Source organism: Amycolatopsis dendrobii (genome assembly GCF_014145675.1).
In the GTDB taxonomy this organism is placed as follows: Bacteria; Actinomycetota; Actinomycetes; order Mycobacteriales; family Pseudonocardiaceae; genus Amycolatopsis; species Amycolatopsis dendrobii.
The window spans coordinates 504,813-528,274 of the sequence record NZ_JACGZW010000005.1 but is presented as its reverse complement, the minus strand read 5'-3'; the positions used below and the strand labels follow the sequence as shown (position 1 = coordinate 528,274).

General features: G+C 69.6%; 22 protein-coding genes and 1 pseudogene. 7 read left to right on the top strand and 16 right to left on the bottom strand.

All coding sequences use genetic code 11. The features are described from left to right. Window positions 1-49: 49 nt before the first annotated feature. Window positions 50-415, top strand: a complete 366-nt coding sequence (locus tag H4281_RS17450; protein WP_237600853.1) for a hypothetical protein — start codon at window positions 50-52, stop codon at window positions 413-415. A 719-nt stretch (window positions 416-1,134) separates the two neighbouring features. Here the strand turns inward: H4281_RS17450 and H4281_RS17445 are convergent. After that, the gene (locus H4281_RS17445) at window positions 1,135-1,590 is read right to left on the bottom strand and encodes a hypothetical protein (RefSeq protein WP_182891968.1); all 456 of its coding nucleotides are present in this window, start codon (window positions 1,588-1,590) and stop codon (window positions 1,135-1,137) included. An 86-nt stretch (window positions 1,591-1,676) separates the two neighbouring features. On the opposite strand from H4281_RS17445, the gene H4281_RS17440 reads away from it, so the two are divergent. Next, the gene (locus H4281_RS17440; RefSeq protein WP_182891967.1) at window positions 1,677-2,414 is read left to right on the top strand and encodes a TetR family transcriptional regulator; all 738 of its coding nucleotides are present in this window, start codon (window positions 1,677-1,679) and stop codon (window positions 2,412-2,414) included. 278 nt (window positions 2,415-2,692) lie between these two features. Here the strand turns inward: H4281_RS17440 and H4281_RS17435 are convergent, their stop codons facing one another. Continuing rightward, a complete protein-coding gene (locus tag H4281_RS17435; RefSeq protein WP_182891966.1) occupies window positions 2,693-3,586 on the bottom strand; it encodes an NAD(P)H-binding protein in 894 nt (297 codons plus the stop codon). Window positions 3,587-3,666: 80 nt separating this feature from the next. Between H4281_RS17435 and H4281_RS17430 the strand changes: the two genes are divergently transcribed. Together H4281_RS17430 and H4281_RS46240 are read left to right on the top strand one after the other, a co-directional pair. Then, window positions 3,667-4,302 (top strand): TetR/AcrR family transcriptional regulator, encoded by a 636-nt coding sequence (locus tag H4281_RS17430; RefSeq protein WP_182891965.1) that lies wholly within the window; start codon window positions 3,667-3,669, stop codon window positions 4,300-4,302. Then, window positions 4,299-4,430, top strand: coding sequence for a hypothetical protein (locus tag H4281_RS46240; protein ID WP_255751339.1), 132 nt, complete (start codon window positions 4,299-4,301; stop codon window positions 4,428-4,430). The genes H4281_RS17430 and H4281_RS46240 overlap by 4 nt, the downstream gene beginning before the upstream one ends. 79 nt (window positions 4,431-4,509) lie before the next feature. On the opposite strand, the gene H4281_RS17425 is transcribed toward H4281_RS46240, so the two are convergent. The 4 genes and pseudogenes from H4281_RS17425 to H4281_RS17410 all read right to left on the bottom strand — a co-directional run bounded on the left by H4281_RS17425 (window position 4,510) and on the right by H4281_RS17410 (window position 8,417). Continuing rightward, on the bottom strand, window positions 4,510-5,682 hold the full coding sequence (locus H4281_RS17425; protein ID WP_182891964.1) for a glycoside hydrolase family 64 protein: 1,173 nt from the start codon (window positions 5,680-5,682) through the stop codon (window positions 4,510-4,512). 188 nt (window positions 5,683-5,870) lie between these two features. Next, complete coding sequence (locus tag H4281_RS17420; protein ID WP_182891963.1) at window positions 5,871-6,389, bottom strand: lytic polysaccharide monooxygenase auxiliary activity family 9 protein; 519 nt, start codon at window positions 6,387-6,389, stop codon at window positions 5,871-5,873. A 656-nt stretch (window positions 6,390-7,045) separates the two neighbouring features. Next, window positions 7,046-7,756 (bottom strand): annotated as a pseudogene (locus H4281_RS46805) (aldo/keto reductase); the annotation flags it as partial. Window positions 7,757-7,847: 91 nt separating this feature from the next. Then, window positions 7,848-8,417 carry a CGNR zinc finger domain-containing protein gene (locus tag H4281_RS17410; RefSeq protein ID WP_182891962.1) on the bottom strand — a complete coding sequence of 190 codons (570 nt, stop codon included), beginning with the start codon at window positions 8,415-8,417 and terminating at the stop codon, window positions 7,848-7,850. Window positions 8,418-8,702: 285 nt separating this feature from the next. Here H4281_RS17410 and H4281_RS17405 point away from each other — a divergent pair, with 285 nt between their 5' ends. Then, entirely contained in the window at window positions 8,703-9,128 is a 426-nt protein-coding gene (locus H4281_RS17405) for an Ohr family peroxiredoxin (protein ID WP_182891961.1), read from the top strand. A 117-nt stretch (window positions 9,129-9,245) separates the two neighbouring features. Here H4281_RS17405 and H4281_RS17400 read toward each other — a convergent pair whose 3' ends face one another. Beyond that, a complete protein-coding gene (locus H4281_RS17400) occupies window positions 9,246-10,178 on the bottom strand; it encodes a LysR family transcriptional regulator (RefSeq protein ID WP_182891960.1) in 933 nt (310 codons plus the stop codon). A gap of 84 nt (window positions 10,179-10,262) precedes the next feature. On the opposite strand from H4281_RS17400, the gene H4281_RS17395 reads away from it, so the two are divergent. Beyond that, a complete protein-coding gene (locus H4281_RS17395; protein WP_182891959.1) occupies window positions 10,263-11,474 on the top strand; it encodes an MFS transporter in 1,212 nt (403 codons plus the stop codon). Then, window positions 11,471-11,893 (top strand): PPOX class F420-dependent oxidoreductase, encoded by a 423-nt coding sequence (locus H4281_RS17390; protein ID WP_182891958.1) that lies wholly within the window; start codon window positions 11,471-11,473, stop codon window positions 11,891-11,893. The genes H4281_RS17395 and H4281_RS17390 overlap by 4 nt, the downstream gene beginning before the upstream one ends. 3 nt (window positions 11,894-11,896) lie before the next feature. Here the strand turns inward: H4281_RS17390 and H4281_RS17385 are convergent, their stop codons facing one another. The 9 genes from H4281_RS17385 to hpnC all read right to left on the bottom strand — a co-directional run bounded on the left by H4281_RS17385 (window position 11,897) and on the right by hpnC (window position 23,442). Next, entirely contained in the window at window positions 11,897-13,678 is a 1,782-nt protein-coding gene (locus H4281_RS17385; protein ID WP_182891957.1) for a phenylalanine--tRNA ligase subunit beta-related protein, read from the bottom strand. Window positions 13,679-13,691: 13 nt separating this feature from the next. Beyond that, on the bottom strand, window positions 13,692-14,717 hold the full coding sequence (locus H4281_RS17380; RefSeq protein ID WP_220507319.1) for a phenylalanine--tRNA ligase subunit alpha: 1,026 nt from the start codon (window positions 14,715-14,717) through the stop codon (window positions 13,692-13,694). A 249-nt stretch (window positions 14,718-14,966) separates the two neighbouring features. Further along, entirely contained in the window at window positions 14,967-15,968 is a 1,002-nt protein-coding gene (gene hpnH / locus H4281_RS17375; protein WP_009076658.1) for an adenosyl-hopene transferase HpnH, read from the bottom strand. 3 nt (window positions 15,969-15,971) lie between these two features. Further along, window positions 15,972-17,441 carry a 4-hydroxy-3-methylbut-2-enyl diphosphate reductase gene (ispH, locus tag H4281_RS17370; protein ID WP_182891956.1) on the bottom strand — a complete coding sequence of 490 codons (1,470 nt, stop codon included), beginning with the start codon at window positions 17,439-17,441 and terminating at the stop codon, window positions 15,972-15,974. Beyond that, a complete protein-coding gene (shc, locus tag H4281_RS17365) occupies window positions 17,438-19,348 on the bottom strand; it encodes a squalene--hopene cyclase (RefSeq protein WP_182891955.1) in 1,911 nt (636 codons plus the stop codon). Before shc ends, ispH begins: the two co-directional genes overlap by 4 nt. Then, window positions 19,348-20,379 (bottom strand): polyprenyl synthetase family protein, encoded by a 1,032-nt coding sequence (locus H4281_RS17360; protein WP_182891954.1) that lies wholly within the window; start codon window positions 20,377-20,379, stop codon window positions 19,348-19,350. Before H4281_RS17360 ends, shc begins: the two co-directional genes overlap by 1 nt. Next, window positions 20,376-21,713 carry a hydroxysqualene dehydroxylase HpnE gene (gene hpnE / locus H4281_RS17355; protein WP_182891953.1) on the bottom strand — a complete coding sequence of 446 codons (1,338 nt, stop codon included), beginning with the start codon at window positions 21,711-21,713 and terminating at the stop codon, window positions 20,376-20,378. The genes H4281_RS17360 and hpnE overlap by 4 nt, the downstream gene beginning before the upstream one ends. Further along, the gene (gene hpnD, locus H4281_RS17350) at window positions 21,710-22,579 is read right to left on the bottom strand and encodes a presqualene diphosphate synthase HpnD (RefSeq protein ID WP_182891952.1); all 870 of its coding nucleotides are present in this window, start codon (window positions 22,577-22,579) and stop codon (window positions 21,710-21,712) included. The genes hpnE and hpnD overlap by 4 nt, the downstream gene beginning before the upstream one ends. Continuing rightward, window positions 22,576-23,442 carry a squalene synthase HpnC gene (hpnC, locus tag H4281_RS17345; RefSeq protein WP_220507318.1) on the bottom strand — a complete coding sequence of 289 codons (867 nt, stop codon included), beginning with the start codon at window positions 23,440-23,442 and terminating at the stop codon, window positions 22,576-22,578. Before hpnC ends, hpnD begins: the two co-directional genes overlap by 4 nt. Window positions 23,443-23,462: the final 20 nt, after the last annotated feature.

Below are 23,462 nucleotides of genomic sequence, written 5' to 3'. Positions count from 1 at the left end.
CGTGTCGGGTCACCCGCGGCGGGGAGGGTGCTTCCAGACTCGCCCGGTGATGAACACGGCGATGGACGATGCCGGGCGCTGTCTGCTTTCGGTGGCGTGGAATATCCGGACCGGCGGTCCTCGGGCGGATCCGCGGGCGGACGCGGTGCGGGAGCGGCTGCGGACGGTGTGCCGGGAGCTCGGGCATGCGGCTTGCCGGTTCGCGGCCGGGGATGCGAGCGGGGATCCGGTGCCGTTGTTGCGGCTGGCGGATCGGGCTTACGAGGTGGATACGTTGCTGCTGCTGGTGGGGACTTCGCTGATTCCGGATCCGGGGCGGGATCTGCGGCGGTGGGGCGAGATTGAGCGGTTGGCGGGCGAGGTGGACGGGATGGTCGTGGCGGCTTCGGGCGTGCTGGGCGGGGTCTGTGTTTGATCGCTTGGCCGCGGTCGGCTCGTCGCCTGGCGGCGGCATTGCTTCGTGAGTGGGTTCGCGGGCACCCCGATTTTTTAGTGTGACTACGGCGCGGGGGTGCTTGTCAAGGCGGGAAGGATGCCTTGGCAAGCACCCCCGCGCCGTGTTTTTGGCTTCGTATCGGGGGTGGGGGAGGTGTGGGTGCCTTGAGGGGTTGGGGGCGTCGGCTGCGGTTTGGTTGGTGGGGCGCGGCTTGGGTGGCCGGTTGCTGTGGGGTTCGCGGGTGGCGGTTTAGCGCCCCAATGTGGCATTGGGTGCGTCAGATGCACCGAACGCCACATTGGGTGCGTCGCATGCGCCCAATGTGGCATTGGGCTTTCTTAGCAGTGCGCGGGAGTCTCGCCTCTGCCGAAAGGCCCGGCGCGCGACGCCGACGTCCGCGAGGGCCACCTTTGAGGAATCCCTCACGCCCTCTCGCACGCCGTGAAGGGCCCTTCACGGACTTAGATTCCCTCAAGGAGCCCTTCACAGACCGCCGCAACGCACCCAATGCGGTATTGGTTGCACCCCGCGCACCCAACGCAGCGCGGCGGCGGGACGGGGCGTGTGGGAGTCAGGGTCCGTGCGGGGAACCCTCACGGACTCCAGCCGGGGGCGCAGCTGCCTCGCGGAATCGGTGTCGGAAGGCGTCACGGGCGGGGACTCTGTGGCTCACGAGAATCCATGCGAGCGGGGACGGGTCAGGGGCGTTGGCGCACTCCGGCCAGCACCGCGCTCACACTGGGCAGCCAGCGGTGCCTAGGGTCCGGCGCGGTCAGCCATTCCGGGCCCATGCCGGGTGCTTGCTGACCGGTCGGCAGGGGGAGAAGCGCGCCGCTGTCCAGGACGGTCACGTCTGCCGGCAGGCTGCCTCGCAGGAGCAGTTCGCCGTCGGTCTCGGCGAGAATGGCCAGGCGCGGACCGTGTTGGGTGGGGAGGATCAGGGACGGGCCTTCGCAGCCCAGGGCGGACAGGTGGTTGCGCACCGGGCCTGAGGTGAGTTTCGGCAGGGTGACTGCGCACAGGCCGTTTTCCAAGGCCAGGAACAGGCGCGCGCCCTGCCGCCGGACTGACCAGCCGAACACCCCGCCGTAATACGCGTCTGCCGGGTCTGGGCCGGTGTGGTGGTCGGGCCGCAGTTGCTGGTCGAGAGTCATCGTCGACGCCTTCCGCTCGCATGGGGTGCCCGCCGATGCTAACGGCACTCAGTGCCACTAGCAACCCGGGCTGCTACCGTTCGGGAATGACGGAGACGCCGCGCACCCGGGTCGGGGCCACGCCGGCCGGGCGGCGGCAGTTGCGTCGCGCGCTCGCCACGGCGGCCGTGGATCTCTTCGCCGCCAACGGGTACGAGGCGACGACCATCGACGACATCGCCGCGGCGGCGGGCGTCGGGCGGCGCACGTTCTTCCGGTATTTCGACAGCAAGGACGACGTCCTCTTCGCCAATCACGACGAGATCGTCGCCGAGATGGAGCAGGTCTTCGAGACCGCCGACCCGGCGCGCGACCCGATCGAGGTGGCGACCGCGGCGGTGTCGCTCGTGCTGGAGTCCTATGCCGCGGAGCTGGACGTCTCGCTCAAGCGGTTCACCCTCACTCGCACGGTGCCGTCGTTGCGGGACAAGGAAGTCGCGACGGTCGACCGTTACCAGCGCGTCCTCGCCCGCTACCTCCAGGACCGCTTCGCCGCCGCTGGGGACGAGTCCGCGACGCTCCGGGCCGCGGTGGCCGCGGCGGCGATCGCGGCGGCCAACAACCATGTCCTGCGGCGCTGGCTGCGCAGCGGCGGCCGGGACGACATCGAGGCTGCGGCGACGGAGGCGTTCACCCTGGTCGCGGACGCTTTCCGGACGTCCGGCGGGAAGTCCCCCGCCGAAGCGGAGCCGGGCACGGTGGTGGCGGTGCTCAGCACCGCGACACCGTTGCACGAGGTGGTGACCCGGATCGGCGCCGCGCTGCGCGACGCCGATCCCCGGTGAGATGCTTGCCGGTCGGCAAGTGAAGTGCACTGAGTGCCATTGAAGGTGAAGTGCGGCGGGCGCGGGGGAGGCGCGTTGCCGACCGCCAGTGGCGCGATTCGAGTCAGGCTCGCACCGGCGCTCAGATGCGGATGGCCGCCGCTGTCGATGATCAAATCGCCGTACTGCGCCTGCGTTGCCGACCACGGTCGACGAAGCATCGCACGGGGGCGTGCTGACCCCGATCTGGGCTGGGACCGCGTCCTGGCCGGGCTGGCGCGCAGCGAGCGATAGGAGAATCAGGCCTTGTCCACCGCGGGCTTGAGGACTTCTTCGCACCACTGCCGGAAAGTCGTCGGCGTTTCCACGGCATTCTGCGGAGTGCGGACCACGCCCTCGTCCAGATGGTTCAGCTTCGCGGTCGCCATGTCCATCATGGACTGTGCCATCGCCTCGGAGTGGCCGTGTGCGAGCACCTGTTCGCCGAGTGCGGAGACCGGGATTTGCTGATACTTGACCGAAATCCCCAGCACCTCGCTCAGCATCTCAGCTTCCTGGTCGGGCGACAGATCTTCCGGTCCGAGCACGGGGACCTCCTCCCGGCCGGTCCACAATGGATCGAGCAGCAGCCGGGAAGCGACCGCGGCGATGTCGCGCGTGCAGGCGGTCGGGGCGGCGTAATCGGGGGGCAGGACGTCGTAGAAAGTGCCTTGTTCTTTGATCGCCGAGGTTTGGCGCAGCAGATTGTCCATAAAGGTCGGATTCGCCAGTGCGCGGAAGGCGACGCCGGTGTCGGCGATGAGGTCGTCCATCGCCAGGGTGGCGGTCACGTGTCCGGCTCGTTCCGCGGACGCGGTGCCGCGGCCGAGGGCGCTGACTGACACCACCCGGCGGACGCCGTGGGTGCGGATTGCGTCGACGGCGGGGCGGGCGAAACCGGAGTAGGCCTCGTCGACGCTCGCGGCTCGCCGGTCGGGCGGGACTAGCCAGAAGACGGTGTCGGCGCCGTCGAAGGCGCGGGCTAGTACTTCGGGATCGCTGTGTGAACCAACGTGGATGTCGATGCGTTCACGCAGGTCAGCGGGTATTTTCGCGGGGTCGCGGACGATCGCGCGGACGGGGCGCGCACCGTCGGAGATCTCGGCGAGGACGCGGCTGCCGATGTTCCCGGTGGGGGCGGTGACGACGATCATGCGGGCACTCCAGGAGACTGTCGCAGAGGTGGAGCAGGAAGTAAACTCCACCGTACCGTTTACTTTTGGCGGAGGCAAGGATGGCGCGTGAAGGCGGTTCGCAGCTGAGGGGTGCGGAGCTGCGCAACCACATCCTGCTGGCGGCGAAGAACGTGTTCCTCGAAACCGGCTTCGAGCGGGCGTCGATGGATGCGGTCGCGGCCAGCGCGGGGACGTCCAAGCGGTCGCTGTACGCGCACTTCGAGAGCAAGGACAAGCTGTTCCTCGCGGTGCTCGACCTGGTCCGCGAGCTGTACCTCGGCAAGCTGATGACCCCGGACGCGTACGCGGACGACCCGGTCGAGGCGGTCGCGCTGTACTGCGGGCGGTTCCAGCAGTTGCTGACCTGGGAGTCGCAGGCGCGGACGTGCCGGCTCTGCATCTCGGCTGCCGAACGGTTGCCGGACAGCGCGAAGGCGTACTACGACGCGATGTTCGCGGTGATGTACACGCGGCTCGCCGGGTATCTGGCCGCGCAGTACACAATGGACAATTCGGAGGCGGCTGCGCTCGCGGAGGATCTCGTCGGGCGGACGGTGTTGCCGCGGGTGTTTCGGGTGTTGCTGAACGCTGAACCGGCGATCGAGGAAATGCCGGGGGCTGACGCGGTGGTGGAAAACGTTGACCTGGAACCGATTCGGCTGGTTGTTTCGGCGGCGTTGCGGCCGCGGGCATGAAGATCGCGCGGGAGCTGGGGAGCGCGTTGCCGAAGGTCGGGTTGCGGGTCGATCCCAATGCCGCGTCGTCGGTGCCGGCCGGGCCGGGACTTGGGGTGGAAGCGGACGAGGAGAAGCTGGCTTTCTAGGCGGCGAAGAACGAACGGGAAGGCGATCTCACCGCATGACAGTGCCGCGGTCCGAAATGGACCGCGGCACGTCGTTGGCTCAGCGCAAGGCGTTTACCGTGATGGTGAGCGTGTCCGGGTCGCCTGCCTGGACCGCGCCGCTGAAATCGGGGCCGGGGGAGACGTCGTCGTACGGGAAGGCGTATCCGCGGTTGTCCGGCAGTTTGCTGTGCACGATTCGCGCGTAGTGGTTGGTTTCCGGGTTCTGGTAGAACTTCGCCGGGTCCTCGCCGGTCGGCTGTTTCGGATTGTCGCGCAGGGTGGTGCGGTTCAATGCCGCTGCCAGCCGGGGGATGATCGCCTTGCGGGCGTCGCTGTCGCCTTGTTTGATGGCGAACGGTCCGCTGTCGCAGCTCCATACGTCCGGTGTGGCGGGCTTGCCGAAGCGTTCGCCGTTGTTGAAGGCGAGCACGCCGTCCGCGCCGACCTGGCCGGTGAACGCGCCGAGGCCGGGCACCTGGGTGTCGACGGTGAGTGTCTCGCCGGCGTATTTCTTCCACACCTCGTCGATGTAGCCGTCGAGGTATCCGCCGAATTGGTCGGCGCGGTAATGCGCGGACAGTGCGCGCAGCGGCTTTCCGTCGCCCCCGGTTTCGATGAGCGTGCCCCATTTGCCGCCCTGGGCGTTGAGGGCGTCGCAGATCGGGTCCAGCGAGCGCGCGGGCAGTCCTGGCACGGTCTGGTCGCCGGAGCCGGTCGTGGTGAGGTGCAGGCCGATCGGGATCGCGACGAAGTCGACGTAGCTGATGTTGGCGAAGAGCACGTCGTTGTTGAAGGTGAATTCGCAGAACGACCAGTTCCGGTTGTAGTTCGGGTCGTCGGCGGCGAGGAAGCTCGGGTGCACCAGCGCCGGGCCCTTGTTGACGAAAAAGTCCAGTTTGCTGTCGAGCGCGACATAGATCCGGGCCGCGTACATTTTCGGGACGGTGACCTGGGAAAGCGACTTCAGCGGGATCGCGCAGTCCTCGCCGAGCGGCGTGTGGTCGCTGCCGGGGGACGGCGGATAGTAAGGCGTGCCGTCGGCTTTCAGGATGACGAGCCGGTTGTCCAGCGTCGTTCCGGTGATGTACGCGTAGGTCTGGCCTGCCCCGGACTTGTCGTCGAAAGCGACCTTCGCGGTATCGGGGGTGGTCGCGGAGGCGAACGCGGAGTTCCAGAGTGGAAATGTCGCGGCTGCCGCGGATGCGCCGAGGAATGCCCGCCGGGAAATCAAGGAAAACCGCCTCCTGGAGTCGTGCCCTTTTCCGGTGACCGGCACGCTAGTCACGGCCGGGAAAGCGGGTCAACGAATGCGGGGGAAATTGGCTGGTTTTGTCATTTCCGGCTGATGCCCTGGACGCGCGCTGAGGCACGGGCCGCCGCCACGGCCCGTGCCTCAGTGTCTGGTGCGGACTTCCCGGGTCAGCTCACTTGCAGGTCGATGCAGGCGTAGAAGGCGTTCGCGGTGTCCGCGATGTTCCAGACGGCGAGCACCGTCTGCCTTCCGGTGTGCCCCTTGAGGTTCACGTTGTGGGTGACCGTCGCCGGGGGCTGCTGGCCGCCGCCGTCCACGGTGGCGATCTTGTCGTTGCCGATCCAGTACTCGTAGTTGGACGTGCGGTGCCGGGCGGTGAACTTCCAGGTGAAGGCCACCGAAGAGCCGACCGAGGTCGCCTTCCAGCCCTTGTTGTTGTCGTTCAGCTCGGCGAACTGGGCGTTGCCGCCGCTGCAGCTGTGCAGCCCCTTCGGTCCTTCGACGCTCTGCGGTTCCCACTTGATCTGCCCGCAGGGAACGACTCCCTGCGCGCATTGGGCCTGCCGGCTCGCCGGCGCGTTGACGTACCCGTGCGCGCTGGCGATGCCTGCCGGGCTGATCAGCACGAGCACCGGGGCGATCGCCGTGCCGACCGCGGCCGCGACGAGTTTCCGGTTCGCTTTCATGGACAGCTCCTTCGGGGAATGCTCGTTTCCCGGTGCGGGTACGACAAAGCGACGCACCGGCTTTCCGGGAGCCGGCCCGCACGGGGGGTGAGCGAAGGGGGTGGGCTTCTTGGTCTAGACCATACGCCCGAGATTCGGGAAAGGTCAACAGCTGGCAAAGAAAGGCGGGGGCGGGGTTATCCGTCAACGTTGTCACACAAGACCACTGTCGCTTGTGGTGCTTGCCGGACAGCTTCCTTGGATTGCGCCGGACGGGTGGTCCGGCGCGGATCATGATCGCCCAGCGTGATTTCGTCTGCTCTGGACTGTCTATAGTGGACGGTGAGAAGCTGCGCGGGCGCACGGAATGCGGCCGGTCCGGGTGGTCTGGTGCAGCGATTCTGCCCGGTCTCCGAAATCCCCGACTTCCGGAGGGTTGAACGGATTCGATCGGAAATGCTGAACTGGACGGTTCGGGTGTTCGCGCTTTCGCAGTGCCGGCCGCGCTATTTCGCGCAGCCGGCAGCGGCCGGACGGTCAGCGGCGGTCCTCGATGGCTGGATCGCCCCGGGCCGCCGTGCGGATGCGGTCGCTGGCGAGCAGGTCGTGCGGGACGCCGAGCTGGATCGTGCTGGCCGCGGCGAGCCGGGCCAGGTGCGGCTCGGCGAACTCGACGCTCAGCGCGGCCAGATCGTCTTCCAGTTGCTCCGGCGTGCGGGCCCCGACGATCGGCGGGGTTTCGCGGCGCCCGGGCGAGCCCGGCCTGGGCAGGAGTGCAGCCGATTTCCCTGGCGACGTCGGCCAGAATCTCGGCGATGCCGGGATTGCGTTCGGTGACCGCGCCGAGGGCGAGGTTGAAGCACTTGCGGGCGCTCTTGCCGGGGGCGGGCCCGGCCGCGGTCAGGTCGGCTCGGGTGTACTTGCCGGTCAGGACGCCGCCAGTCAGCGGAGAGCGGGGGGACCATGCCGAGGCCCATCTCGCGGCCGATCGGGGGCGGATCGCGTTCGCCGGTGCACTCGACGAGGTCGTGCTCGGCCTGCAACGCGGTCAGCGGCGCCCATCCGCACAGGTCGGCGATGGCTTGCATGCACGAGATCTGCCAGGCCGGGGCGCTGGACATCGCGACGTAGTGGATTTCGCCCTGCCGGACGAGGTTGTCCATCCCGCGCGGGATCTCCTCGACCGGCGTCGTGAAATCCCAGACGCGCAGGTCGAGATAGTCCGTGTTCAGCGGCCCGCAGGCTGGCGTCCGCCGAGGCGAACAGCCTTTCGCGGTGCGGCCCGCCGGAGTTCGGGTCGCCGGGGCGGCGCAGGTTTGTGTATTTCGACGCCAGGACAAGGCTTTCGCGGCGGGGCGGGCGACCTTGCCGAGCAGACGCTCGGCGGTGCCGTCGGCGCAGGCCGGCGCGGTGTCCGCGAAGTTGCCGCCGCCGACGACAGCCGGACGGCGCTGAACCGCTTGTTCGCTCGCTGAACGCTCAGGATTGCCGGGAAGGGGTCAGCGGCGGATTTCCTCGCCGTCGTGCCCGGTAAGCCGCTGCCTTCATTTTGTTTCCGCAGGTGGCCATCGCGCACCATTCGCGTCGTGATCCTCGCGAATGGTCCAGGTAAACCTGCGTGCATTCCGGCCGTCCGCATTCCTTCAGCAGATCGGCGTCCGGTCCGCCCAGGATCGTGATCGCGGCCCGGGCCACGGTGGACAACGCCTGTGCCGCGGTCGCCCGGACTTGCCGTCCGGTGCGGGTCAGCTGCGGGACCGCGTCCGGCTGCGCGGCTGCCTCGTTGAGCAGCGTCAATGCCTCCGGGTCGTACTCGTGGCCGACGAGCCGGGCCGCGACCAGGGCGTAGATCGCCTCCCGGACCGCGATCGCCCCCGCCAGGTCCGCTGCCGTGCTCGCCGGATCGGCGCCGGTGACCCCCGACTCGCGGAACCAGGCGTCCAGGCTGCGCGGCGACCCCAGCATCTCGGCCGGCTCGTCGTTGCGGCGGGCCCGCAGCGTGCCGACGAAGTCCAGCGCCGGGTTTCCGCAAGGGAAGGCGTGCTCCATGCGCACCAGTCTGACAGGTGATGAATCACAACGCAAGGAACTCTAACCGGCCTAGCAGGTTATGAGTAGCGGGTCACATAAATACGTAACCCCCTTGACCGGTGACGAATGTGCGTGCGAAGGTTCTCTCGTCGCCGAGACCGGAGGACAGCGGCCCGGTCGCCTGCCGAAAGGCCAAGTCCCATGGACGCGATCACGATGGTGTTCCGCGATGTTCTCGGCGCACTGGCGGCGCTGACCGGCACCGTCCTCAGCGGATTCTGAAAATTTCCGGAAAGGAAAGTCATGTCTGAAACCACTTACACCGCCGTCGTCACCACTACCGGCGAAGGCCGCAACGGGGGACGCGCGGTTTCGTCCGACGGTGCGCTCGACCTGAACTTCGCCATCCCGAAGGAACTGGGCGGCAACGGCGGGGCGACGAACCCGGAGCAGTTGCTCGCGGCCGGGTGGTCGTCGTGTTTCATGGGCGCGGTGCGGATCGCGGCGGCGCAGCGGAAGGTGAAACTGGCCGACCTGGCGGTGGTCGCGGATGTGACGCTGCACCACGACGAGGCGAACTTCTGGCTCAGCGCCGCGCTGCACCTGGAGTTGACGGGGATCGATCAGGAGACCGCGGACGCCCTGGCCGCGGCCGCGCACCAGACCTGCCCGTATTCGAAGGCGCTCGGCGGGAGCATCGAGGTCACGGTGGACGCGACGGTCGCCTGATCCGATCGGGTGGTCGAGGGGGTGATGGGTGCCCTCGACCCGGCAGGATCGCGCGGGATTTCGGTGCTGCCCGCCGCCGCGGGCCACGGCCGGGTCGGCGGGCGGCTGGTGCGCTGGTCAGGGCAGAGCGGGCGGGGCCTGCTGCGCCAGTTCCCGCGCCACTTCGACAGCCACCTCGACGGTCCGCGCCACGAGAGGGGACTCGGCGGCCCGGCCGCGCGGCCAGTGGAGGCAGATCGAGCGCGCCGGGGCCGGGTCGAGGTCGTGGACCTGCAGATCCGGCCATCCCTCCGGTCCGTGGATCGCGCCGCAGTCGCGGCAGACGACCTGGTGGATCGCCAGCCAGGGCAGGACCGCGAGGCCCATTCCGGCGCGCACCATCGACAGGATCGTTTCGCTGCCCGCGGAGCGGAACACGATGCGCGGGCGGGCTCCGGCGTCCGCGAGGGATTGTTCGAGGCGGGGCTGGTCGAAGGTTGACGGCCAGGCCACCATCGCCTTGCCGTCCAGTTCGCGGGCGGGCACCGGGCCCGCCGGCAGGGCGCCGGGCGGGGCGACGGCCAGGTAGGGGTCTTGCATCAGCCGGACATGCTCCGTGTCGTCGCTGATCAGGCCGTCGTGGAACAGCAGGTCGAGTTCGCCCAGCCGAGGCTCGTCGGGTTCGGAGAGCCGGATCTCGCAGCGGGGGTGTTCCTCGCGGAGCAGACGCAGCACGGTCGGCAGGATCGCGTGCGAGACGCTTTGCAGGGTGCCGACGTCGATGCGGCCTTCACCGGCTTTGAACCGGTCGACTGCCTGGCCCAGCGCTTCGGCTTTCGCCAGTACCTCCCGGCCGTGTTCGAGCACGACGGCACCGAGGGGAGTGATCCGCACGGGGCGCGGGCCGCCCGGCCGGTCGAAGACCGCGCCGCCGACGGAGCGTTCCAAGGCCGCGATGTGCTGGCTCACGCTCGATTGCGTGTAGCCCAGCCTCGTCGCTGCCCGGGAGAACGTTCCTTCTTCGGCGATCGCGAGCATCGTCGTCAGCTGCCGCAGGTCGAGGTCGGCCATGAGCGCAGTATATTACTGATCGCGATGGATTCGATCGTAAACAATCGCTTTTCTTAATCTCGCGGCGCTCTTAGCGTCATTGCCATGACAGTCGCGACGATCACCGCCGGGAGAACTCCCGCTCGCAGGCTGCCGTGGGCGCTCGGGGCATGTCACCTCGTCGCTCGCGGCGGCGCGTTCGTGCAGCCGATGCTGGTGCTGTACCTGACGCAGGAACAACAGATGTACCCGACGGCGGCGGGGGCAGTGGTGGCGGCGGTGGGCATCGGCGACTTCGGGTCGCAACTGCTCGGAGGCTGGTTCGGGGACCGGATCGGGCGGCGGAAGACGATGCTGCTCGGGTTCCTTGGGACGGCGATCGCGTTGGCCGCGTTGGGATCCGCTGCGGTGACGCCGGTCATCTGGGCAACGGCAGTGGGTTACGGTCTCGCTGCGGGGCTCTTCCGGCCGGCGGGATCGGCGGCGGTGGCGGATCTTCCGCCGGACGAGCGAGTGCGGGCGTACAGCCTGCTCTATTGGGCGGCGAATCTCGGATATGCCGTTGCGGCAACGGTTTCCGGAGTGTTGGCAAGTCGCGGCTACGGGCTGCTGTTCTGGTTGAACGCGGTCGCGATGCTGCTCGCGGCGTTGATCGTGGTGGCCGCGGTGCCGGAGACCCATCCAGGAACGAGCCGCCAGCGACGCGCGCTGCTGCCAGCGTTGCGAGCAGATCGTTTGATGCGCACTATGACGCTGATCCACGCCGGTTGCTTCACGTTGCTGATGCAGGCGTTCGCCACGCTGCCGTTGTTGATGACTGCGCAGCAGTTCAGTTCCGCAACGTACGGTGGCGTGCTTGCGCTCAACGGGTTCGCCATCGTTGTCCTGCAACCGTTGGCTGTCGCAGTGTTGGCGAATCGCGACCGGGCGACGGTGCTTGCTGCCTCGATGTTGCTGGCTGGCGTTGGCGGCGGTCTCGCCGCCGTGTCACAGGGCATTGTCGGTTATGCCGTCGCGGTTCTCGTTCTCAGCCTCGGACAGATCGGGTTGGCGGTCCAGTTCGGTGCGACGTTCGCTGCTCTCGCGCCGCCTGATCTGCGCAGCGGGTACCTGGGCGTGGCGTCGAGTGCGTGGAGTCTCGGCGCGGTCCTCGGCCCGGTGCTCGGTACGGCGTTGCTGGAGCGCGCTGGCCGAACTTGGCTTGGCCTAGTGGCTTTCGCCGCAGGAATTCTGCTTTTCCTTGCACAGCAAGCCGTCGCTGGACGTCTTCGTGAGCGGCAGGACGGCCAATACACCGAGAAGGGGATCAACCAATGACCACCATGACCAACAACGAATGGCGCGCTTTCCTTGCCGAGGGAACGAGGCTTGCCCACTTGGCTCTCACTCGCGCCGACGGGCGTCCGCACGTCACGCCGATCTGTTTCGTTCTCGACGGTGATGAACTTGCCTTCGCGCTGTCGCCGCGAAGCGTCAAAGGCAAAAGCCTTGCCCGGGACGGACGTGTCGCGGTTTGCATCAGTGACGAGCGGCAGCCGTACAGCTTCGTGACCGTCGAAGGACGGGCCCGGATTTCCGCCGAGCCGGACCAGATCAGGAGGGTCGCGGCGGGGATCGCCGATCGTTACTACCCCGGTCAGTCCGCAGCGGACCTCGCGGAATCGTTCGTCCACGGCGGATTCGCCGCGGTGCGGATCAGCATCGCGCACGTCATCGCCCAATCTGGTCTCGGCTGAGCCTCACCGCAACCGCGCCCCCGCCCGCTCTAGCGCAGTCAGCACTTCGGAGCGGGCTGTGGCGATTTCGCCCGCGGTCAGCGTCGCGGACCTCGGGCGGAGGGTGACTCGCAAGGTGAGCGAACGGTGGCCTGGCGGAATTCTCGAACCGCGGTACTCGCCGACGTACGCCACCCGCTGCACCAAGGCGTGGGCCTGGGTCGCGGTGTCGGCGACCAGCGACCACGGCACGGTGTCGGCCGCGAGGACGGACAGGTCGAAGTCCGATTCGGGCAGGTCGCCGACGGGGGTGTAGCGGTTCTGGCGGGACGGGTGCGTCCGCAGCGCGTCGAGGTCCAGTTCGACGCAGGCGATCGCGCCCCGCTCGATGCCCGCCGCCCGGAGCACCGGCGGCCGGACCAGCGCCAGTGCCCCGGCCGGGCGGATCGCGAGCCGGGCCGACGGGTCGGTCCAGGCCAGGCCGGGGACACCGGACAGGTCCAGTGCGGTGAGACGGCAGTACCGGCGGAGCACGTCGACCAGCCCCTTGGCCCGGCGGAACAGGCCGGCCCCGTCCGGTCCGGCGAGCAGGATCCCGGCGGACGTCCGCTCGCCCGCGGCGAAGACGGTGCCGACCTCGAAGAGGCTGAACTCGTCGTGGCAGCGCAGGTTGGCGGCCGCGGCTTCGAGCAGGTTCGGGATCAGCGACGGGCGCAGCCGGGCGCGATCCGGGGCCGGCGGACGGGCGATGGCGAGAGCGGGGTCGAGGCCGCACGCGGCGAGCAGATGGTCGGCGGACCACGGGTAGGTCAGCACTTCCGTTGCCCCGCCGCGCGCCGCCAGCACCTCCCGGACCTGGCGGCTCAAGGGGAGCCGAGGGGGCGGGGCCAGTCGCACGACGGGCCGCGGCGCGGGCAGTGCGTCGAAGCCGTGGATGCGGGCCAGCTCCTCGACGATGTCCACGGGCAGCGAGAGATCACCGGTGGAACGCCACGACGGAGCGACGACCCGCAGCAGCTCTCCGACGACCTCGGCGGTGCAGCCGAGGGCGCGGAGGATGCGCAGGATTTCGTCCGGGGGCAGCGGGAGGCCGATCCGGCGTTCGATTTCCCCGAGGGTGATCTCGATCTCGGCGCGTTGGGTGGCGGCGAGGACGATGTCTTCCGCTCCGAGCGCCGCGGCTGAGGGATCCGCCTCGGTCAGGAGGCGGAGGAACAGGCCGGCGGCTTCGTCGGCGCGTTGAGTGTCCAAGCCTTTTTCTTGGCGCACTGAAGCTTCGGTCCGGGCGCTGCGCCGGGCGTGGCTGGGGATCAGCGTCGGTATCTCCAGCACGAGCGAGTCGCCCGAGGCACGGACGTCGCTTGGTTGTCCGACGGCGAACATCACGTAAGCGCTCAGGTCGGCGCACAAGTCCTGGACCGGTTGGCCGATTCGCCGGAGCCGGTCGCGGATGAAGGCCGGTGCCGGCACGGAACTGTCCACTGTGCACTGCAGAGCCAGCATCCGCTGATGCCGAGCGGGGTCGGCCAGTGCGAGGCCGGTAGTGCCCGGCGGCCGCGCGATACGGGGAAGCGGAGCCAGCGGGAGTCCATAGAGGACGGACAGCTCGCGCGCGATTCCGTAGTGTCCCCACAGATCGGGGCGATTGGTGAGCGATTTGTTGTCGACCTCGAAGACAACGTCGTCGTCGACGAGGTCGTACCCCTCGACTTCGACGGTCTTCAAGGTCAGCTCGTGCGCCAGCTGGTCCGGCGGACAGCGGGGCAGGGGCACGTAGTCGGCGAGCCAGTCCCGGGAAATCTTCACGGCAGCGGGCCTTTCAGGAGAATTGGGAGAGGAAGCGCAGGTCGGCGCTGTGCATCAGCCGGACGTCGTCGATGCCGTAGCGCATCATCGCCAGCCGGTCCAGGCCGGCGTTCAGGTAGCAGCCGGACCATCGCGCCGGGTCGAGTCCGGCGGCGCTCAGCACGTGCGGATGCGGGCTGCCGCCGGGCATCACCTCGAGCCAGCCGGTCCGTCCGCAGATGCGGCAGCCGCGGCCCGAGCACACCTGGCAGACCATGTCGATCTCGAAACCTGGTTCTACGAAGGGGAAGTACCCGGCGCGCATCCGCGTTCGCACCGGTTCGCCGAACACCGTGCCGAGGATGGTGTCGACGAGGAACCGGGCGCTGGCGAGCGGGATGTTCTCGTCGACCACCAGCACCTCGTACTGGAAGAACGCGCGTTCGTGCCGGGCGTCGGTGCTTTCGTTGCGGTAAACGCGTCCCGGGTAGGCGATCCGGATCGGTGGTTCGTGCGTGCTCAGGTACCGGACGCTCGTGCCGGTCAGGTGCGGACGCAGGCAGCGGCCGTCGGCCAGCCAGTAGGTGTCCATGCTCGTCCGCGCCGGATGGTCGGCCGGGAAGTTCAGCCGGTCGAATTCCATTTCCGCGGAGCTGATTTCCGGGCTCTCGACGACCGCGAAGTTGAGCGCGCGGAAGGCGTCGTCGAGGTCGTATCTCAGCTGGGTGACCGGGTGCAGTCCGGCGGTCGGCGGCGGAAGGCCGGGCACGGTCGGGTCGAGCGGGCGGTCCAGTGCGGTTTCCGCGGCGCGTTTTTCCTCCAGCGCGGCGGTAATGCGCTGGTGTGCCTTGGAAAGCGCGAGGCCGAGCTGTTTTCGGCAGGCCGGGTCGCAGCGGCCGAGGTCGCGGCGGACGGCGGCGAGCGGGCTGGACTTGCCGAGCACGGAACGGCGCACGTCAGCGACAGCGGCGGGCGTGCTGGCCTGGGCGAGATCGGCGAGTGCGGCCTCGGTCAGCGCGGCGATCCGGCGCAGCGCCGAGGCGGGTTCGAGAGGGTCCACGGGTTCCTCGCTTCGGGTCGTGAAGTGCTGGACTTCACCCCCGGGCAGTGCGGGAACACGCGGACGTCAGCGGGCGGAACCCGGCGCGCACGCGCAGCCCCCGGGCACTCCCCGGGGGCGAAGAAATCGCTGCGCACGCATGCGCCCATCATGGCACGCCCCGCTCGCGCTGAGCAAACCCGTTGTGCGGACGTGCGGGGAACCCTCAGGGAATCAGAGTCCCGCAGGGTTCCCCGCACGGCAGGCGGGTCAGTGGCCGACGGCGGCCCGGACGGACTCCTTGAGCGAGCCGAGAGTGGCGATCACCGCGGTGGGTTCGTAGCCGCAGTGCGCCATGCAGTTCGAGCAGCGCGGGTCCTTGCCGCGGCCGAAGTTCTCCCATTCGGTGGTTTCGATGAGCTCCCGGTAGGTCTTCGCGTAGCCGTCGTCCAGCAGGTAGCACGGGCGCTGCCAGCCGAGCAGCGAATACGACGGGATGCCCCACGGCGTGCATTCCAGGTCGCGTTTGCCCTCGAGGAAATCGAGGAACACCGGCGAATGGTTGAGCCGCCAGCGTTTCCGGTTGCCGCCGCCGAAGGCCTTGGCGAACAGTTCGCGGGTCTGCTGCACGCCGAGCCAGTGGTCCTGGTCCGGCGCCTTCTCGTACGCGTATCCCGGCGAGATCTGCATGTTGTCGACGCCGAGGTCGTTGAGGTAGTCGAGCACGTCGATGACGTCCTGCGGGGTGTCCCCGGTGAAGAACGTCGTGTTCGTCATGACGCGGAAGCCCTTTTCCTTGGCGAGCTTGATCGCGTCGACCGCCGCCTGGAAACCGCCCTCCTTGCGCACCGACGCGTCGTGCCGTTCTTCGAGGCCGTCGATGTGCACCATCCACGCGAAATTGCGGTGCGGCTTGAACTTGTGGATGTGCTTGGGCAGCAGCAGCGCGTTGGTGCAGAGAAAAATGATCTTGTTGCGGGCGAGCAGCTGCCGGGTGATCTCGTCGATCTGCGGGTGCATCAGCGGTTCGCCGCCCGCGATCGACACCATCGGCGCGCCGCTCTCCTCGATCGCCCCGACCGCCTGCTCCACCGGCATCCGCTGTTTCAGCAGGGTGTGCGGCTGCGCGATCTTGCCGCATCCGCCGCATTTGAGATTGCACGCGAAGAGCGGTTCCAGCTCGACCAGGAGCGGGAACTTCTCCTTGCGCAGCAGCTTCTGCTTCATCAGATAACCGCCCAGCCGAAGAGACTGGCGCAACGGCATGGCCATCGCTCAGAGCACCTCCCGAGGTAGGGTGAACGTCATTTCTTCCTCCGTCAGCGTGTTTTCCGCGACGCTGACTGGCCCCAATCCGCGCAGGGCCCCGACTGTTTCGGACACCAGGCGCGGCGGAGCCGAAGCTCCCGCGGTGAGCCCGATCCGGCCGATCCCGGCGAGCCGGCGCAGGTCGACGTCGCCGCAGCCGTCCACCAGAACCGCCGGGGTTCCCTCGCGTTCGGAGACCTCCACCAGCCGCCGCGAGTTGGACGAATTCCCGGAACCCACGACCAGCACCAGATCCACTTCGCGGGCGATCGCGCGCAAAGCCTGCTGCCGATTGGTGGTGGCGTAACAGATGTCGTCCTTGCGCGGCGCGGAAAGCCCGGGGAATCGTTCGCGCAGCACGGAAGCGATCTCTTCAGCCTCGTCGAGTGCCAGCGTGGTCTGCATGGTGTAGGCGGTCCGCGAGGGGTCGCGCACGGTGACCGTCCGAGCGGCCGCGACATCGCCGACGACCACCACATTGTCGGGCGCTTCTCCGACGGTGCCTTCCACTTCCTCGTGCTCGGCATGCCCAATGAGGAACACTGTCTCGCCGCGACCGGTGTAACGGCGGACTTCGTTGTGCACCTTGGTAACCAACGGACACGTCGCGTCCACTACGGACAGTCCGCGGTCCGCTGCGGCTCGCCGAACCGCCGGGGAGACGCCGTGGGCTGCGAAGACGAGCGTCGCGCCTTCCGGAACTTCCTCCACCTCGTCCACGAACACCGCGCCGCGCCCCTGCAACTGGCGCACGACGTGGGTGTTGTGCACGATCTGCCGACGCACGTACACCGGCGCGCCGTGCTTCTCGAGCGCGCGTTCGACGATCTCGATCGCCCGCTCCACTCCAGCGCAGAACGATCGCGGACTGGCCAGCAGCACCTTTCGCGGTCCTATGGCTTCAGCCCACGCAGTGATCGCGGGAGCGGCCCGGCGCAGACTCCGCAACCCGGTGAGGCCATTAGCGACCGTCGAAGGATGGAACAGCGGCGCTCCGGCAGTGTCCACAATGGCTCGAACCACAGCGAACGGTTCACCGTCGGCCGCCAGCCAGGCAGACTCCATGTCGACCGCCAGCGCACCACTGGCGGCCAGCGAAGCCCGTTCCCGTTCCCGCACCACGTGCGAACTGCCGGCCACGGGCCCGAGATGGACAGTGAGGCCAAGCCCGCGCAACGCACCCGCCAGCAACGGAGCGGACGGCACCGGCACCACGCCGGAAGGACCGCGCACCTCAGTGGCGACCACCACGTCTCCCGGCCGTACGGCAGGGGTGAGCCCGCCGCCGACCCCCGCGACGATCCGCGGTCCGGACGGGAGCCGGGCCGCAGCGGCGGCGGCCCGGCGAGGCCCGAGTCCGGTGTGGACCGTCCGCGGACCGGGGCCGCGCAGCGCGGCCTGCTCGATCCGCAACGGGGTGCAGACGATCGGGGTCATGACCCGCCCCGTGCATACCGGCCGAGCGCGGACAGCGGGAACACCACGCGATACAGGTGGTACGACAGGTAAAAGTCGCCCGGGAAACCGGTTCCGGTGTGCTTGTCCTCGTCCCAGCCGCCGTCCGGCCGCTGCCGTTCGACCAGCCACTCGACGCCCCGGGTGACCGCAGTGGACTCCCGTTCCCCGGCGGCGAGCAGTGCCAGCAACGCCCAAGCGGTCTGCGACGGCGTCGAATCGCCGCGTCCGGCCCACGCCCGGTCGTCGTAGGACCGCAGATCCTCGCCCCACCCGCCGTCGTCGTTCTGGTGCTCGGCCAGCCACTTCACCGCACGCCGGATCCGCGGGTCGCTCCCGGGGACCCCGGCCGCGACCAGCGCGGGCACCACCGCGCCCGTCCCGTACACGTAGTTCGCGCCCCAGCGGCCGAACCACGAGCCGTCCTCCTCCTGGTTGTCCCACAGCCACCGAATCCCGCGACGGCATTCGCGAGTGCCGGATTTCCCTTCGGCGGCCAGCATTTCGACCACGTGCGCGGTCACGTCCGCCGACGGCGGATCGATCACCGCGCCGAAATCGCAGAACGGCAGGCGAGTGGTCAGCACCTGCGTGTTGTCCGCGTCGAACGCGCCCCATCCGCCGTCGCTGGACTGCATTCCCTCCAGCCACGCGACGCTCCGGTCGACCGCCTCCCGGATCCGCAGGTGATCCGGTTTGCCCATCCGCCGCAGCGCGAGCACCACCTCGGCGGTGTCGTCGGTGTCCGGGTAGCCGTCGTTGGCGAACTCGAACGCGAACCCGCCCGGTTGCAGCGAAGGCCGCCGCACCGCCCAGTCGCCGGGCACCCGGATTTCCTCGCCGAGCATCCAATCCGCGGCGCGGACCAGGGTTTCGTCGCCGGGGGAGACACCAGCGTCGAGCAGCGCGGTCATCGCCAGCGCGGTGTCCCACACCGGCGACTGGCACGCTTCGAGCCGGCGCACCCAGCCCTGGTCGGTCTTCTCCCGGATGGTGAACCCGTCGAGCCCGGCGATCCCGGCCTTGAGCGCGGGATGGTCGAGCGAGTAGCCGAGCAAGTGCAGCGCGAGGATCGAGTACACCCACGGCGGCTGGATCCCGCCCCATGAACCGTCGGCCTCCTGCCGCGCGAGGATCCATTCCGCGGCCTGCTTGACAGCGAGCTTCCGCACCGGGTTGAGCGGCAGTTTCGCGTACGCGTGCAGCGCGGTGTCGAGGTTCTGGAACACGCCGTCCCACGTCCACGGCGCGCGCGTCTTCGGCGGACGCTTGCCGGTGCGCAGTTCGGAGACATCGAACGGGAGCTTCCGCACCGGGCGCAGGGTGCCGACGATGGTGAGCGGCACGATGGTCTGCCGCGCCCAGCAGGCGAAGTCGTAGACGTTGAGCGGGAACCACGACGGCAGGAAGATCAGCTCGGGCGGCAGGCTCGGCAGGTCGTCCCAGGACCACTGGCCGACCATCGCGAGCCAGATCCGGGTGAACACGCGCGTCGCCTCGATCCCGCCGTGCTCGCGGATCCAGTCGGCGGCCGTGGCCAGCCACGGGGCGTCCGCCGGATCGCCGGCCAGCCGGAGCGCGACCCACGCCTCGACCGTCGTGGACAGGTCCGCCGGGCCGTCCGGGAAGTTCGCCCAGGTGCCGTCGGAGCGCTGCTGCGAGCGGATCCAGCGCGCGGACTCCTCGGCGATCTGCGGGGTGAGGATGCCGAGGAAGTGCCGCAGCAGCAGGTCTTCGGCGTCCATCGTGACGTTGGTGGCGAGTTCGCCCTTCCACCATCCGGCGCGGTCCTGCTCGCGGCGCAGGAACTCGACGGCCGCGCCGACAGTCTCGGCAGCGGTGCGGGCGGCGGGCGCGGAGGCGGAGGTCCGGGGGACGGTCTGGGTCATCACGCTTCCCTTCCGGCGATGAATCGGGCGATCGAAACGAGGTCGTCGCGCGGGCCCGGCGGGATGGCGGCCAGCGCTTGTTCCGCGGTGGCGACGTGCCGCGCCGCTTCCGTGGTGGCCCACTCGCGGCCGCCCGCGTCGTCCACCAGCGCGGCGATCCGCGCGAGGTCCGTGTCGTCGTCTCCGGCGAGCCATTCCGCGAGCCGCCGGCCCGCCGCGCCGCCGTGAGTGATCGCGTAGGTGATCGGCAGCGACTTCTTGCGCGCCCGCAGGTCGGAGTACACCGATTTCCCGGTGACCGCCGGATCGCCCCAGATGCCGAGCACGTCGTCGACGAGCTGGAACGCGAGGCCGATCTCCTCGCCGAACACCGCCAGCGCGTCGACCACCTCGGCGGGCGCACCGGCCAGCACCGCGCCGATCGCGGCGCTGGCGGACAGCAGCGCACCGGTTTTCCCGGCGGCCATCGTCACGCATTCGGCGAGCACGACGTCGTCGCGCTGCTCGAACGCGACGTCCAGGAACTGGCCGTGGATGAGCCGCCGCGTGGTCTGGGCGATCAGCCGCCCGGCCGCGACCGCGTGCGGGGAACCGCTGTCCAGCACCACTTCCTGGGCGAGCGCGAGCATCGCGTCCCCGGTCAGGATCGCGCTCGCGGACCCCCACAGCGCCCACACCGTCGGCCGGTGCCTGCGTTCGGTGTCGCCGTCCATCAGATCGTCGTGGACGAGCGAGAAGTTGTGCACCAGTTCCACCGCGACCGCACCGGGAACGCCGACCTCGACCGGCGCGCCCGCGGCCTGCGCGGACACCACGGCGAGCGCCGACCGCACGGCCTTGCCGCCGTTGCCCCGCACCGGCACGCCGTTCGGGTCGGTCCAGCCGAGGTGGTAGGCGCTGATCGCGCGGCTGCTGTCGTCCAGCCGGTCGACGGCGGCGCGCAACGCCGGCTGCACGGCGTCCCGGGCGCTGCCGAGCACCGGCGGCACCGCTGAACGCGTCTTTTCGGCAGAAAACAGATTGGCGGTCATGCTCCGACTCCCTCCCTCTTACCGTTGTGCTGAAGGAGGGCGACGGCCGCGGCCGCGCCGCTGCGCGCGGCGCCCTCCATCGTCGCGGGCCATCCGGTCGCGGTCCACGCACCCGCCAGGTACAGCCCGGGCAGCGCGGTGCGCGCGGGCGGGCGCAGCGAGGCGGTGCCGGGGCCGGGCCGGAACGTCGCGTGCCGCTCGCGGGTGACGAAAAAGTCGAGCACCCGCGCGCCGCGTGCTTCGGGCAGCAGCGCCAGCAGTTCGGGCAGCAGCTGTTCGCGGAGTTTCGCGGTGGGCAGGTCGATTTGCGCGTCCGCGGCGGACAGCGACATCGCGAGGTACTGCCCGGAGTCCAACCCGGACTGCCGCGTCCGGTCGAACACCCACTGCACCGGCGTGCGCACGCCGGCGACGAACGGTTCGTCGAGGACCTTCCGGTCGAGCACCACGTGCACGTTCACGATCGGCGAGCTGCCGAGGCCGCCGGACCAGCCCGGCGGCAGCCCGATCGCCCCGGGCGGCGCGAGCTGTTCGGTCACCGGCGGGGGAGTGGCGAGGACGACCTGGCTGAACTCCTCCTCGCCGCGATCGGTGACGACCCGCCAGCCTTCGCTGATCGCGCGCACCTTCGTGCCGGCCCGGACGTCCGCGCCGGCCTCGAGCAGCCGTTCGCGCGCCGGGTCGCCGTGCAGTTCCCGCAACGGCACCAGCGACCATCCGATGTCGGCGGCGGCCGGATCGGTGAGCAGGCCCTCCTGAAACACCGTCGCGGCGAGACTGAGCGACGCGTCGTCGGCCGTCGCGTTCAGCGTTGCCACGCCGACCAAATCCCACAACGCTTCGATCGCCGCCGCGCTCTGTCCGTGCCGCCGCAGCCATTCCCCGAAGGACTGACGATCCGTGCGGTCGGCCTTCGGATCCACCCGGCGCAACGCGAGCGCGGCGAGTGCGAACCGGGCCCGGTCGAGCGGGCGCAGCGGGTCGTAACGCAGCAACGAGGTGGCCAGGTGCAGCGGCGCGGGGAGGTCGTCGCGGCGCAGCCAGGTCGGCTCCGTCGCGCCCGGCAGACGGATCGGGATTTCCAGCCGCGGCTGCAAAGTCACCCGATCGGCGACGCCGAGCCGGTCGAGCAGCGCGCGATAAGCGGTGCAGCAGCGGAGAAACACGTGCTGTCCATTGTCGACCCGCAGCTCGCCGCGAGTGAACGAATGCGTGAGCCCGCCCAGATACGGCCGCGCCTCGAAGAGCGTCACCGCACGTCCGGCGTCGGCGCAGGCGAGCGCGGCGGCGATGCCCGCGAGCCCGCCGCCGACCACCGCGACCGGGGCGGTCATCGCCCGATCCCGGTCAGCGCCCGGAACGCGACCACCGCCTTTTCCCGGCCGGACAACGAAAGCCGCCGGTCGAACACGCGCGCGGGCTGTTCGTCGATCCGGTCCAGCAGGGTGCGGTAGATGCCCGACATCGCGGTGCAGCACGCGGCGCTGCGACCGTCCAAAGAGGGCACCAGGCGGAGACCGCGGGAGTACCAGTCGCGGGCCCGCGCGGCGCTGTCGTGGATCAGCGCGGTGAGCCCGCCTTCGGGATCGGCGAGCTTCCCGTCGGGGCCGACGGACAGTTCGACGCCGAACCGGTCGAGGTCCTCTTTGGGCAGATACACCCGGCCGCCCAGCAGGTCCTCGCGGATGTCGCGCAGAATATTGGTCTGCTGCAAGGCAATCCCCAGCTCGTCGGCGTACACCGGCGCGTTCGGCTCCGGACGGCTGCCGAACACGCCGAGGCACAGCCGCCCGACCGAACCCGCCACGCACCGGCAGTACTCGACCAGTTCCTCGAACCGCACGTACTCGCGGCCGGTCACGTCCATCTCGACGCCGTCGAGCAATTCCTCGAACGCGCCGAGCGGAATCGGGTACCGGCGCGCCGCGTCGGCGACCGCGACGTACACCGGATCGGCGGTCGCGGACAGGTCGCCGAGCGATTTCCGGACCCCGGCGAGCCCCTGCAGCTTCGCCTCGGCGGAGGCTTCGGTGTCGTCGCCGATGTCGTCGATGATCCGGGCCAGCGCGTACACCGCGCACAGCGCCGCGCGTTTGTCCGGCGGCAGCAACCGGATTCCGTAGTAGAAGTTACGAGCTTGTTTCCTGGTGACTTCCGCGCAGTGCGCGTAGGCCTCGTCCACTGTGCCCAGTGCCGTCATCCGGACCGCCTCCTCGTGCCGACTTGCAGCCACCCCAGCCAACTCAGCAGCCCGGCCCGGCTCGGCCGGACCGGTGCGGACAGCACGTCGCCGCCGCTCGCGCGCAGCGCGTCGACCGTCGCGAGCCCGCCGGCGAGGAAGCCGCTCACCGCGAACCGCCCCCAGCCCGACAGGCGCCCCAGCAGATCCGCGCCGCCGCCAAGGAGGGCGGCGGCGCGGTCGGTTTCCCACCGCATCAGCGCTTTCATCTCCGGCGACGCGTGCGCGGCGCCCAATTCCTCCTCGGCGACGCCGAACTCGGCGAGATCCTCCTGCGGGAGGTACACCCGCCCGTTGCGGTAGTCCTCGCCGACGTCCTGCCAGTGCTCCACGAGCTGCAGCCCGGTGCAGATCCGGTCGGACAGCTCCGCCGCGCGCGGATCGCGGACGCCGAGCAGGTCGAGCACGATCCGCCCGACCGGGTCCGCGGAAAGCCGGCAGTACGCCAGCAGGTCCGCGAAGACCGGATAACGGTGCACCCGCTGGTCCTGGATGTTCGCCTGGACGAGCCGCTGGAACGGTTCCTCGGTCAGCCGTCCGGCGCGGATCGCGGGGAGAAGTCCACGGACAGCGGGATCTTCCGGTTCCCCGTTGCCGAACGCCGCGGACAGGTCCGCCGAGAACGCCTCGAGCTGCGCGATCCGGTCGCCCTCGGCCTCGTCGCCCAGATCGTCCACAGTGCGCGCGACGGAATAGACCGCGACGAGGTCGGCGCGCACCTGTTCCGGCAGCACCCGCAGGGCCACCGGGAAGTTTTCCGCGCGCCGTTTCTCTCGCAGCCCCGACGCGTCCGGGGCGTGCCGGACACCCGCTGTGGATCTCATCCCCGCCAGTGTCGCGCCCC

Excerpts from the sequence above, each read along its gene's own strand:
- H4281_RS17445 (WP_182891968.1), bottom strand. The coding sequence starts at position 1,590 with ATGACTCTCGACCAGCAACTGCGGCCCGACCACCACACCGGCCCAGAC.
- H4281_RS17440 (WP_182891967.1), top strand. The coding sequence starts at position 1,677 with ATGACGGAGACGCCGCGCACCCGGGTCGGGGCCACGCCGGCCGGGCGG.
- H4281_RS17390 (WP_182891958.1), top strand. The coding sequence starts at position 11,471 with ATGACCACCATGACCAACAACGAATGGCGCGCTTTCCTTGCCGAGGGA.
- hpnD (WP_182891952.1), bottom strand. The coding sequence starts at position 22,579 with ATGACGGCACTGGGCACAGTGGACGAGGCCTACGCGCACTGCGCGGAA.
- ispH (WP_182891956.1), bottom strand. The coding sequence starts at position 17,441 with ATGACCCCGATCGTCTGCACCCCGTTGCGGATCGAGCAGGCCGCGCTG.
- H4281_RS17360 (WP_182891954.1), bottom strand. The coding sequence starts at position 20,379 with ATGACCGCCAATCTGTTTTCTGCCGAAAAGACGCGTTCAGCGGTGCCG.
- hpnE (WP_182891953.1), bottom strand. The coding sequence starts at position 21,713 with ATGACCGCCCCGGTCGCGGTGGTCGGCGGCGGGCTCGCGGGCATCGCC.
- hpnC (WP_220507318.1), bottom strand. The coding sequence starts at position 23,442 with ATGAGATCCACAGCGGGTGTCCGGCACGCCCCGGACGCGTCGGGGCTG.
- H4281_RS17420 (WP_182891963.1), bottom strand. The coding sequence starts at position 6,389 with ATGAAAGCGAACCGGAAACTCGTCGCGGCCGCGGTCGGCACGGCGATC.
- H4281_RS17395 (WP_182891959.1), top strand. The coding sequence starts at position 10,263 with ATGACAGTCGCGACGATCACCGCCGGGAGAACTCCCGCTCGCAGGCTG.
- H4281_RS17400 (WP_182891960.1), bottom strand. The coding sequence starts at position 10,178 with ATGGCCGACCTCGACCTGCGGCAGCTGACGACGATGCTCGCGATCGCC.
- H4281_RS17410 (WP_182891962.1), bottom strand. The coding sequence starts at position 8,417 with ATGGAGCACGCCTTCCCTTGCGGAAACCCGGCGCTGGACTTCGTCGGC.
- H4281_RS17435 (WP_182891966.1), bottom strand. The coding sequence starts at position 3,586 with ATGATCGTCGTCACCGCCCCCACCGGGAACATCGGCAGCCGCGTCCTC.
- H4281_RS17450 (WP_237600853.1), top strand. The coding sequence starts at position 50 with ATGAACACGGCGATGGACGATGCCGGGCGCTGTCTGCTTTCGGTGGCG.
- H4281_RS17430 (WP_182891965.1), top strand. The coding sequence starts at position 3,667 with ATGGCGCGTGAAGGCGGTTCGCAGCTGAGGGGTGCGGAGCTGCGCAAC.
- H4281_RS46240 (WP_255751339.1), top strand. The coding sequence starts at position 4,299 with ATGAAGATCGCGCGGGAGCTGGGGAGCGCGTTGCCGAAGGTCGGGTTG.
- shc (WP_182891955.1), bottom strand. The coding sequence starts at position 19,348 with ATGACCCAGACCGTCCCCCGGACCTCCGCCTCCGCGCCCGCCGCCCGC.
- hpnH (WP_009076658.1), bottom strand. The coding sequence starts at position 15,968 with ATGGCCATGCCGTTGCGCCAGTCTCTTCGGCTGGGCGGTTATCTGATG.
- H4281_RS17405 (WP_182891961.1), top strand. The coding sequence starts at position 8,703 with ATGTCTGAAACCACTTACACCGCCGTCGTCACCACTACCGGCGAAGGC.